This window comes from Streptomyces sp. C10-9-1, from assembly GCF_024497955.1.
Lineage (GTDB): Bacteria > Actinomycetota > Actinomycetes > Streptomycetales > Streptomycetaceae > Streptomyces > Streptomyces sanyensis.
On the sequence record NZ_JANHKP010000030.1, the window covers coordinates 1 to 10969 of the forward strand.

Here is a 10969-nt window from a genome sequence, read left to right on the forward strand (position 1 = left end):
AGTGAGACCTTAGCGGATTCACCGGCTTCGACGCTAATCGAGCCGACCGGCCCGACGAATCGAACACGGCATCCCCATTTCGCAAGAACACACGGAAAAGCGGGCGACGAATAGTGTCGCTCGTTCTGAGTGGTTCGTACGGAATGGCTGCCCGGGGCCGACCGGAGTCGGTTCTCACGTCGGGCAACCCGGAGAACACTACGGACGGGGGTTCCCGGTGTCAACCCCGGGCCGGCGCTCCCGGTGGGCGTAGTCTCCATCGCATGACCACGCGCATGTGCCTCTCCTCCTGGTGGGCCGCCTGACGGCGGCCGGCACCCCTGCGCATGCACTCGACGGCCGCCGCTCCGGCGGCCGTTCGCGTTTCCCCCACTCCGGGGCACGGCCCGCCGGCTGCGGCGGCCCCGACCTGGCGGCCTCTCCCGTCGCGGCGGACACCGCGGCGGGACCGGTCCGGAGACGGAGCAGCGGAATGAAGCGGATCTTCAGCGGGATCAAGCCCACCGGACACCTCACCCTGGGGAACTACCTCGGCGCCGTGCGGCGGTGGGTCGAGGAGGAGCAGTACCGGACGGACGCGCTCTTCAGCGTGGTCGACCTGCACGCCCTCACCGTGCACCACGACCCCGCACGGGTGCGCAGGCTCACCCTGCAGGCGGCGACGCTGCTGCTCGCCGCCGGGCTGGACCCGGCCCGGTGCACGGTGTTCGTCCAGAGCCATGTGGACGAGCACACGCGGCTGTCCTACCTGCTGGAGTGCACGGCGGCGGACGGCGAGCTGCGGCGGATGATCCAGTACCGGGAGAAGGCATCCCGGGCGGAGGCGGCGGGGCAGGGCGTGCGGCTGTCGCTGCTGACCTGTCCGGTCCTCATGGCGGCGGACATCCTGGCGTACGGCACGGACGAGGTGCCGGTGGGTGAGGACCGGACGCAGCACGTCGAGCTGGCACGGGACCTCGCGGTCCGTTTCAACAGGCGGTACGGGCACACCTTCACCGTGCCGCGGGCGACGCGTCCGAGGGTCGGGGCGCGGGTGATGGACCTCCAGGACCCGACGTCCACGATGGGGAAGTCCCACGCCTCTCCGGCGGGGATCGTCCACCTGCTCGACGACGCCGACACGGTCCGGCGCAAGGTGGGGAGGGCGGTCACCGACAGCGGCTCCGAGCTCGTGTACGACCGGGCGGAGCGGCCGGGTCTGGCGAACCTCCTCGACGTGCTCGCCGCGTGCGGCGGCGGCGACCCGCGGGACCTGGCCGGGGCCTACACCTCCTACGGGGCGCTGAAGAAGGACGCGGCCGAGGCCGTCGTGGAGCTGCTGGCTCCGGTCCGCAAGCGGCACGCCGAGCTGGCCTCGGACCCGGCCTACGTCGGCGGAGTGCTCCGGGAGGGTGCCGAGCGCGCGCGGGCGATGGCCCGGCCGCGGGTGGACACCGCCTACCGCGCCATCGGGCTGCTGCCGCCGGGCTGAGGCGGGCGTCCGGGTGCGCTGCCGAAGGCGGCCCGGTAGTCGCGCGGGCTGACGGCGAGGTGGGAGGCGAAGTGCTGGCGCATGGTGACCTCGCTGCCGAAACCCGCGCGGCGCGCCACCTCGGGCATGGGCAGGTCGGTGCGTTCGAGCAGTCCCTGGGCGGCGGCCACCCGCTGCTCCAGGAGCCAGCGGACCGGGGTGGTGCCGGTGGTGGCGGTGAAGTGGCGGGTGAAGGTCCGGGGGGACATGCCCGCCCAGCCGGCCAGGTCGGCCACGGTCAGGGGCTCGGCGAGCTGCCGCAGGGCGCGTTCGCGGACGGCGGCGAGGGCGTCCGCGTCGCGGTCGGCCGCGGGGGTGGGGCGCCGGATGAACTGGGCCTGGGTACCGGTCCGGAAGGGGGCGGTGACCATGGACCGGGCGGTGTGCGCCGCGGCCTCGGCACCGTGGGTGGTGCGCAGCAGGTGGAGGCAGAGGTCGATGCCGGCCGCCACGCCGGCGGAGGTCCAGATCCCCGAGTCCTCCACGAACAGGGCGTCGGGCTCCACCCGGACCGCGGGGTGCTCACGGCCGAGGCGGTCGGCCAGGTTCCAGTGGGTGACCGCGCGGCGGCCGTCGAGGAGTCCGGCCGCGGCGAGGACGAACGCCCCCGCGCACAGCGCGGCGACGGGCGTGCCCGCGGCGTGGGCGCGGCGCAGGGCGTCGAGGGCGGGCGGGGGTGCGGGGGCGGAGGGCTCCTCCACGCCGGGGACCAGGACGAGGTCGGCGCGGTCGATCCAGCGCAGGGTGCGGTCGGGGGTGAGGGCGAGGCCGCCGCTGAGGGGGATGGGGGCGGGGTCGGCGGCGACGCGGCGCAGCTCGAAGGCGGCGGTGCCGTCGAGGGCGCGGCCGCCGCCCCAGACCTCGGTGATCACCGCGATGTCGAAGGCCCGGACACCGGGGAAGGCGAGCAGCGCGACGCGGTACATGGGCCGAGTGTGCCAGTGCGGCGGCTCCCCGGGCCCCGCCGGGCAGGGTGGCGGTATCCCATCGACACCCGGCATCACCGCCACTGTCGGCGGGGCGCGGCCCTCGGGAGGATTCGGGGCATGGACATCGAACGGAACGCAGCGCTGGTGGTCGTGGACGTGCAGAAGGGCTTCGAGGAGGAGTACGCGGGGTACTGGGGGCGGCGCGACAACCCGGACGCGGAGGGGAACATCGCCTCCCTGATCGACGCCTGGCAGGCGTCGGGCCGACCGGTGGTCCTCGTCCGGCACGACTCCCGCTCCAAGGAGTCCCCCCTGCACCCCGGGAGTCCCGGGAACGGCTTCCAGGAGTGGGTGGAGCGGCGCAGGGGGCTCGGGAGCGGACCGGAACTGGTCGTGTCCAAGTCCGTGAACTCGGCCTTCTACGGCACCCCCGACCTGGACGGGTGGCTGCATCGGGCGGGGGTGCGCCAGATCGTGGTGGCCGGGATCCAGACGAACATGTGCAACGAGACCACGGCACGGATGGGCGGGAACCTGGGCTACGAGGTGTTCTTCCCCATCGACGCCATGCACACCTTCGACCTGGCGGGGCCGTTCGGCTGGACGGCCACGGCGCAGGAGCTGACCCGGGCGACCGCGGTGAACCTCCACGGCGGCGGGTTCGCCCGCGTGGTGGCGACGCGGGAGCTGCTGGCGGCGGCCGGGGCCCGCTGACCCCGGCCGGTGGCGGGTCAGCCGTTGCCGGAGGCGAGGGCGCGGCTGCGGTCCCTGGCGGCTTCCAGGGCTGCGATCAGGGCGGCGCGCACCCCGTGGTTCTCGAGTTCGCGGATGGCGCTGATGGTGGTGCCCGCGGGCGAGGTGACGGCCTCCCGGAGCTTGACGGGGTGCTCGCCGCTGTCGCGCAGCATGACGGCGGCGCCGATGGCGGCCTGGACGATGAGGTCGTGGGCCTGGGCGCGGGGGAGGCCGAGGAGGATGCCCGCGTCGGTCATGGCCTCCACCAGGAAGTAGAAGTAGGCGGGGCCGGACCCGGAGAGGGCGGTGGCGGCGTCCTGCTGCGACTCGGGGACCCGCAGGGTCTTGCCGACGCCGCCGAAGATCTCCTCGGTGTGGGCGACGTGCGCGGGGGTGGCGTGGCTGCCCGCGGAGATCACCGACATGCCCTCGTCCACGAGGACGGGGGTGTTGGGCATGACGCGCACGACGGGGGTGCCGGCGGCGAGGCGCTCCTCGATGAAGGCGGTGGTGATGCCGGCGGCGGCGCTCACGACGAGGCGGTCGGAGGCGGTGTGGGGGGCGAGTTCGTCGAGGAGCTTGCCCATGTCCTGCGGCTTGACGGCCAGGATCAGGGTGTCGGCGCGCTTGGCCGCCTCCGCGTTGGTGACCGGCTCGACGCCGTAGCGGTTGCGGAGCTCCTCGGCGCGGTCGGAGCGGCGGGTGGTGACCAGCAGGTCGGCGGACCGCCAGCCGGCGCGGATCATGCCGCTGAGCAGGGCCTCCCCGATCTTGCCCGTGCCGAGGACTGCGACTGTCTGGGTCATGGCTTCGTTCACCTCGCCGGTCGGGATGCGTGCGGTCACATCCTCGCACCGGGGGCCGCCCGCCCGCGGACCCGTCCGCTGGGCGGGCGGGTGCGGTGCCGGCCGGAGGGGGAGGCCCTGCGGCGGTCAGGCGGTGCGGCGGCGCAGGGTGGCGGCTCCGAGCACCAGGACGAGGACCGCGCAGCCGCCGACGACGAGCACGTCGCGGACGAAGTCGCCGGTGGGGTCGGCGTACGCCCGGACCTCGTTCATCGCGTCCACGGCGTAGGACATGGGGAGCACGTTCGAGACGGCCTCCAGCACCGGCTGCATGGTGTCGCGGGGCGCGAAGAGGCCGCAGAGCAGCAGCTGGGGGAAGATCACCGCGGGCATGAACTGCACGGCCTGGAACTCGGAGGAGGCGAAGGCCGAGACGAACAGGCCGAGTGCGGTGCCGAGCAGGGCGTCCAGCAGGGCGACGAGCAGCAGCAGCCAGGGCGAGCCGACGACGTCGAGGCCGAGGCCCCACAGGGCGAGTGCGGTGGCGAGCACGGACTGCACGGTGGCGACGAGGCCGAAGGCGAGGGCGTACCCGGCGATGAGGTCGCCCTTGCCGAGGGGCATGGCGAGCAGCCGCTCCAGGGTGCCGGAGGTGCGTTCGCGCAGGGTGGCGATCGAGGTCACCAGGAACATGGTGATCAGCGGGAAGATCCCGAGCAGTGAGGCGCCGATGCCGTCGAAGGTGGCGGGGTCGGCGTCGAAGACGTAGCGGAGCAGGAAGAGCATCACGCAGGGCACCAGGAGCATCAGCGCGATCGAGCGGGGGTCGTGGCGGAGCTGGCGCAGTACGCGGGCGGCGGTGGCGAGGGTGCGGGCGGTGCTCATCGGGTGTCCTTCCGGGGTGCGTCGGCGGGGGCCGGGAGCCCGTCGCGGGTGGTGCCCTCGCGGGCGTCGGCCGCGTCGACGAGGTGGAGGAAGGCGGCCTCGACGGTCTCGGAGCCGGTACTGCGCCGCAGCTCCTCGGGGGTGTCCTCGGCGAGGACGCCGCCCTCGCGCATCAGGATCAGGTGGTGGCAGCGCTCGGCCTCGTCCATCACGTGGGAGGAGACCAGCAGTGTGGTGCCGCGCTCGGCGGCCAGGCGGTGGAAGAGGTCCCAGAGGTCGCGGCGGAGCACCGGGTCGAGGCCGACGGTGGGTTCGTCGAGGACGAGCAGCTCGGGGGTGCCGAGCAGGGCGACGGCCAGGGAGACGCGGCTGCGCTGGCCTCCGGAAAGGCGGCCGGCGAGGACGTCGGTGTGCGAGGTCAGGGCGACGTCGTCCAGGACGCGGGCGACGGCCTCGCGGCGTTCCTCGCGGGCGGCGCGGCCCGGTGTCAGGACGGCCGCGAAGTAGTCGAGGTTCTGGCGGACGGTGAGGTCGTCGTAGACCGAGGGGGCCTGGGTGACGTAGCCGATGCGGGAGCGGAGCGCGGAGTCCCCGGCGGGTCGTCCCAGGACCCGGAGGGTGCCCTCGACCCTGGCCTGGGTGCCGACGACGGAGCGCATCAGCGTGGACTTGCCGCAGCCGGAGGGGCCGAGGAGTCCGGTGACGCGGCCGGTGTGCACGGAGAAGTCCAGGTCGCGCAGGACGGTGCGGCCCCCTCGGACGACGGTGAGGCCCCGGGCCCGCACGGCCGCCGCATCGGATTTATTCATCATGCGATGAACAATGGTCCCGCCGTGCCCGGGCCGTCAAGGATCGGGGCGGGTCGGAGCAGGCGGGGCGGGTCGGCGCTACCGGCGGCCGGAGCCGCGCCCGCGCCGGGGGGCACGGGCCGCGGGGTTGCCCGAGCGGGTGGTCCGGCGCTTCTCGAAGCGGCGCTGCGCCGCCTCGTACTCGGCCCGGTGCAGCCGCTCCCCGGGCGCCTCCGTGAAGCAGCGCAGGGCGTAGGCGAGCAGGGAGCCGAGGAAGCCGATCGCCTTCAGGCTGCGCAGGGCGTCCTCGGAGGCGGCGCCCGACGGCCTGCGGGAGAAGCCCTCCCAGGTCTTGCGAAAGGCGATCGCGCTGCACACGGCGAACATCACCACCACGATCGTGTTGACGAAGCCGCCGACCTGGGCGATGGAGAGGCCCTGGTAGGCGAGGCGCAGCACCAGGGCCGCCGCGGCGGCGGTGACCAGGGCGCCCGCGCCGGCGGCGGCCCGCCGCAGCCCGTAGCCCCCGTCGTGCTCGACCCAGGTGGTGCCGAAGAAGCGCAGGGGTTCGGGGCGCGGGCCGCCGTCGGTGCCGGTGTCCGCGTCGGGGGTGGGGTGGGGATGCTCGCTCACGGGGTCGATTATCCCCGGACGGCCCCGCGGACGGGAGCCGTCACACCAGGGGCCGGTAGTCCAGGTTCGGGAAGTAGTCCTCCCGGGTGCCGCGGCGTCGGACGTCCCAGGTGGCGCAGTGGAGGGAGCCGCCGTACTCGAAGACGTTGCGGAAGGGCACGGTGAAGACCTCGAAGTCCAGCTTGGCCATCAGGTCCTGGAGGGGCTTCTCCTGCTCCTCGACGACGACCTTGGTCGGCGAGATGCTGAGCACGTTCATGGAGAGCCACTTCGAGGACTGGCAGTACTGCGGCATCTCGTGGTTGCCGAGCACGGGCTCGGGGACGTCCACCAGCTCCCAGTCGTTGCGCAGGAACATCGCCTCCTCGCCCTCGCGCAGGGGGCGGTCCGGGTTGGTGAGGATCAGGCCGGGCCGCACGGGCACGAAGGTGCAGTCGATGTGCGAGGGGAAGAAGTCCAGCGGGAAGTGGACGGCGTGCACGCGGAAGCCGCGCGGCTCCAGGTGGCGCTTCAGCCAGTGGACACCGGCCCGGTTGGTGGTCATCGACTCCTGGACGAGGATGTCGCGGCCCAGGCGGCTCATGTCCGCGGCGTCGAAGACCACCTCGTCCTGGTGGATGCAGAACTCGAAGGAGTGCATCCGCTCGTGGCGCTTCTCCAGGGGCCAGTCCCAGAACTCCTCGCGGTACATGCCGTCGGCCATGGAGGGCTTGGGGGCCGTGGTCCAGCCGACGCGGGGGTCGGAGTTCCAGTACTCGTAGACCAGCTTGCGGTAGGGCTGGTACTCGAAGTAGCGGGCCCGCCGCGACATGGTGGCCTCGATGATCTCGTTGCCCATGGTGATCATGACGTCGCGCGGGCAGACGGCGCAGTACTGGTTCGCCACCTCGAAGTCGGGGGTGCGTACGGGGGCGGAGAAGTCGTGCGGCTCGGGGCGGCGGACGGTGACGCCCTGGGACCGGAGGAGGTCCGCGAGCCCGGCCAGCTCCTCGTTGGCCAGGTCCACGGCCTCCTGGGACTTGGGACCGGTCGGGAACGGCGTGTCGGGGCGGTTGCGGATCGCCGGGCGGCTGCCCGGCTCGGTCGGCTCGAAGGAGGCGTTGTCGGCCGAGCCGACGATCATCTCCTCCAGGGGGTCCCACTCGTTCCAGGAGTTGACGGCCAGGGAGTCCTGGGGCGTCGCCGGGTCGTGAGGCATGGCACGGTCACCCATCTGTAGAGGCAGTGGTTCGAGAGAGGTTCCGTGCACGCCCGCGAGGTCCATCCGGCGATTCGTTGCACGGCCCAGGGCGATCGGGGAGGCGGGGGTCACGCCGTCCCGGTCGCGTCGGCCAGGGACGCGGGACGCATGTCGGTCCAGTGCCGCTCGATGTAGTCGAGGCATACCTGTCGGTCGCTGTCGGCCACCACGACCTCCCAGCCGTCCGGCACGGCCGCGAAGGCGGGCCAGAGGCTGTGCTGGCGCTCGGCGTTGACGAGCACGTGGAAGGTGCCGTCCTCGTTGTCGAAGGGGTTGGTCACGGTGGCAGGTTCCTTCCTGGTCGGGCGGTGGAGCGGGCGGGCGCGGGGCGCCCGGGTCGGGAGGCGGGAGGGGAGGAGGCGGGGCGTCGGGCGGGCGGTCGGTCAGGCGGGACGGGCGAGGGCCGCGGCGAGGGCCCGGGGGGTACGGCAGCGGAAGACCGTCGCCACGTCGACGGCCCGGTCGGTCTCGGCCTCGATGCGCCCCGCGAGGCGCAGGGCGCCCAGTGAGTCGCACCCGAGGCCGAAGACGTCGTCGTCGGCCCGGACCGGGCCGGTCCGGAGCACCTCCGCGACGAGCTCGCGCAGCCGCTCGACGAGCTGCCCGGGGGCCGGGCCCGGTGCGGGCCGGAGGAAGCGCTCCGTGGGGACGGCGAGCGCGCCCGGCAGCTCCGTCAGCAGTTCCCGGAGGTCGGCGGCAACGGCCCGCCCGGTCCCGGCGTCCACCAGGTCGGGGCGGTGGCTGACCTCCAGGTGCAGCTCGGTGCCGGGGGCCGCCATCAGCTTGAGCGGGTAGTGGTAGGCGTCGTGGCCGGAGACCCCCGAGAGCCGCAGGCCGTCGTCGGGCTCCTCACCGGGGTGCGAGGCGGCCGTCGGGTAGTTCTCCACCACGACGCAGCTGTCGAAGAGCGGACCGAGGCCGGCCGCCCGCTGGATCTCCGGCAGCGCCAGGTGGTGGTAGGGCAGCAGCTCGGCGTGTTCGCCCTGGATCCGCTCCAGCAGCCCGGCCACGGGCTCCGCCGGGTCGAACCGGACCCGCACCGGGACGGTGTTGATGAACAGGCCCACCATCTCCTCGACACCGGGCAGCTCCGCCGGGCGCCCGGAGACGGTCGCCCCGAAGGTGATGTCCCGGTGGCCGGTGCGCCGTTGCAGGCACAGCGCCCAGGCCACGCGCAGCAGGGTGTTGAGGGTGACCCCGTGGCGGCGGGAGACGTCCAGCAGGGCCGCGGTCTCGGCCTCGGTGAGGTCGACGGAAACGCGCTCGGGCAGGGCGGCGACGCGGGCGGTGTCCGCACCGGGGCAGAGCAGCGTGGGCTCCCGGAGCCCCGCGAGGGCCCCGCTCCAGGCGGTGCGCGCCTCCTCGGCGTCCTGGTCGGCGAGCCAGCGCAGGTACGCGGTGTAGTCCGCGGGCGGCGGCAGGGCGGTGTCGTCCCCGTCGTGGTCGAAGAGGGCGAGCAGGTCGCGCAGGACCAGGGAGGTGGTCCAGCCGTCGACGAGGAGGTGGTGCATGCTCAGCGCCAGGGTGTGGCGCTCCTCGCCGTGGACCAGCAGGGTGCAGCGCATCAGCGGCGGGCGCGCCGGGTCGAAGCGCCGGCGTCGGTCGGCCTCCAGCACGGCCCCCGCACGCTCCCGGCGCTCCTCCTCCCCCAGCCCGGACAGGTCGTGGACGGTCCACGGCATGGCCGCCTCCCGGGGGACGACCTGGACCGGGTCGCCGGAGCGCAGCTGGAGGAAGGCGGCACGGAGCACGGGGTGGCGGCGCAGCAGGGCGTCGCAGGCGGTGCGGAAGCGCTCGGCGTGCAGCGGCCCCTCCACGGCGAGGGTGATCTGCACGTTGTAGACGTCGAGGTCGCGGCTGTCGTAGCGGGCGTGGAAGAGCAGGCCCTCCTGGAGCGGGGTCAGCGGCAGCAGCCGGGCGACGGGCAGACCGGTGCGGGCGGTCAGCCGGTCCAGTTCCCCGGGGTCCGCGTCGGCGGCGTCCTGCGGCAGGACGGGCGTGGCGGAGGCCGCCCCGGCGGGGGCCGCGGCGGCGGTGTGCGCCACGAGGGCGCCCAGGGCGGCGAACCACAGGCGGGCGAGTTCGTCCGCCTCCTCGGCGGTCAGCAGCCGTCCCGCCCACAGCCAGTGCGCGCTCAGGCGTGGCCCGTCCTCGTGCTCCTCGACGACGGCGTTGACCTCGACGGCGTGGGCCATCGGCATCCTGGGGTCGGCGCCGAGGGGCAGGGCGTCCGCCTCGGGGGCGGCGCTCCAGTCGGCGCCGGTGTCCTGTGCGCCGCCGCGGCCGAGGTAGTTGAAGCCGATCCGGGGGGCGGGCAGGGCGGCCAGGGCGGGCGCCGTGTCCGGGTTCAGGTGGCGCAGCAGGCCGAACCCGAGGCCGCGCCGGGGCACCCGGGCGAGTTCGGCGGCGACCCGGCGCAGGGCGTCGCCGAGCCGGAGGTCGGCCGGGTCGCCTTCGGGGTCCCAGTCGGGGATGCCGGGGTCCACCCGCACCGGGTGGAGGGTGGTGAGCCAGCCGACGGTCGCGGAGAGGTCGGTGTCGTCGGCCAGCTGCTCGCGGCCGTGGCCCTCGACGTCGACGAGCAGTGCGGTGCCGGAGCCGGTGTCGGAGCGGCGCCAGGCGGTGTGGGCGAGGGCGAGGGCGGTGAGCAGGACCTCGTGGGTGCGGGTGCCGAAGGCGGCCGGGACCGTCGTCAGCAGGGGGGCGGTCGTCTCGGCGGGGAGGGTGAGCCGGAGTTCTCCGGCCGTCGCGTGGATGTCCTTCGACGGGGAGAGGCGGGCGCCGGCCACGGTCGCGTGCGGTGCCCGGAGCTGCCGCTTCCAGTAGGGGAGCTCGGCGAGCGCGGCCGGGGCGGCGGCCTCGGTCCGCAGGGCGCGGGACCAGGCGTCGAGCGGGAGCGGTACGGCGTCCAGCCGCGGGGCCGCCCCGCGGTCCGCGGCCTCCCAGGCCGTGTAGAGGTCGGTGAGGAGGATGTGCCAGGAGACCGCGTCCACGGCGAGGTGGTGGACGGTGACGAGCAGCCGCCCCTGCCGGGCGCCGGTGGCGGGGCCGTCGGGCCCGGGGTCGGCGTCGAACCAGCTGAGCCGCACCATCGCACCCCGCCGGGGGGCGAGGGAGTCGGCGTCCTCCTCGGCCGCGGTGGCGATCCTGTCGCGGAGCGCCCCGGGGGTGAGCCCCGAGGTGTCGATGCGGCGGACTGCCGCGCGCAGGGCCTCCGGGCGGACGGGGTCGACGGCGAGCGAGCCGTCGTCCTGGAGGCGGGCGCGCAGCGCCTGGTGGCGCTCGGCCACCGCCTCCAGGGCCCGGGCGAGCCGGTCGAGGCCCAGGGCGGGGGGTACACGCAGCAGTGTCGACTGGTGGAAGGCGTCGACGGCGCCGCCCTGTTCGCGCAGCCAGCACATGATCGGGGTGGCGGGCACGGTGGCCGGGGCCGGGGCCGGGGCCGCGGCCTCCCGGGCGCCGGA

At 74.5% G+C, this 10969-nt stretch carries 10 protein-coding genes; 2 read left to right on the forward strand and 8 right to left on the reverse strand.

The genetic code is table 11. The features are described 5' to 3' along the window. Nucleotides 1–472 precede the first annotated feature (472 nt). On the forward strand, nucleotides 473–1471 hold the full coding sequence (trpS, locus tag NPS70_RS28275) for a tryptophan--tRNA ligase (RefSeq protein ID WP_256527313.1): 999 nt from the start codon (nucleotides 473–475) through the stop codon (nucleotides 1469–1471). On the opposite strand, the gene NPS70_RS28280 is transcribed toward trpS, so the two are convergent. Continuing rightward, nucleotides 1438–2436 (reverse strand): GlxA family transcriptional regulator, encoded by a 999-nt coding sequence (locus NPS70_RS28280; RefSeq protein ID WP_256527314.1) that lies wholly within the window; start codon nucleotides 2434–2436, stop codon nucleotides 1438–1440. The two genes, trpS and NPS70_RS28280, sit on opposite strands and share 34 nt — an antisense overlap. A 120-nt stretch (nucleotides 2437–2556) precedes the next feature. Between NPS70_RS28280 and NPS70_RS28285 the strand changes: the two genes are divergently transcribed. After that, nucleotides 2557–3153, forward strand: a complete 597-nt coding sequence (locus tag NPS70_RS28285) for a cysteine hydrolase family protein (RefSeq protein ID WP_256527315.1) — start codon at nucleotides 2557–2559, stop codon at nucleotides 3151–3153. A 17-nt stretch (nucleotides 3154–3170) separates the two neighbouring features. Here NPS70_RS28285 and proC read toward each other — a convergent pair whose 3' ends face one another. The 7 genes from proC to NPS70_RS28320 all read right to left on the reverse strand — a co-directional run. Further along, nucleotides 3171–3980 carry a pyrroline-5-carboxylate reductase gene (proC, locus tag NPS70_RS28290; RefSeq protein WP_256527316.1) on the reverse strand — a complete coding sequence of 270 codons (810 nt, stop codon included), beginning with the start codon at nucleotides 3978–3980 and terminating at the stop codon, nucleotides 3171–3173. Between the two features lie 126 nt (nucleotides 3981–4106). Then, a complete protein-coding gene (locus tag NPS70_RS28295) occupies nucleotides 4107–4844 on the reverse strand; it encodes an ABC transporter permease (protein WP_256527317.1) in 738 nt (245 codons plus the stop codon). Then, complete coding sequence (locus NPS70_RS28300; protein ID WP_374212068.1) at nucleotides 4841–5653, reverse strand: ABC transporter ATP-binding protein; 813 nt, start codon at nucleotides 5651–5653, stop codon at nucleotides 4841–4843. The genes NPS70_RS28295 and NPS70_RS28300 overlap by 4 nt, the downstream gene beginning before the upstream one ends. 78 nt (nucleotides 5654–5731) lie before the next feature. After that, nucleotides 5732–6274, reverse strand: coding sequence for a hypothetical protein (locus tag NPS70_RS28305; protein ID WP_374212069.1), 543 nt, complete (start codon nucleotides 6272–6274; stop codon nucleotides 5732–5734). Nucleotides 6275–6305: 31 nt separating this feature from the next. Beyond that, entirely contained in the window at nucleotides 6306–7463 is a 1158-nt protein-coding gene (locus NPS70_RS28310; protein ID WP_256527320.1) for a glycine amidinotransferase, read from the reverse strand. A gap of 110 nt (nucleotides 7464–7573) precedes the next feature. Continuing rightward, the gene (locus NPS70_RS28315) at nucleotides 7574–7786 is read right to left on the reverse strand and encodes an MbtH family protein (RefSeq protein ID WP_256527321.1); all 213 of its coding nucleotides are present in this window, start codon (nucleotides 7784–7786) and stop codon (nucleotides 7574–7576) included. 102 nt (nucleotides 7787–7888) lie between these two features. Further along, a partial coding sequence (locus NPS70_RS28320; RefSeq protein ID WP_256527322.1) for a condensation domain-containing protein occupies nucleotides 7889–10969 on the reverse strand: 3081 nt, incomplete at its 5' end.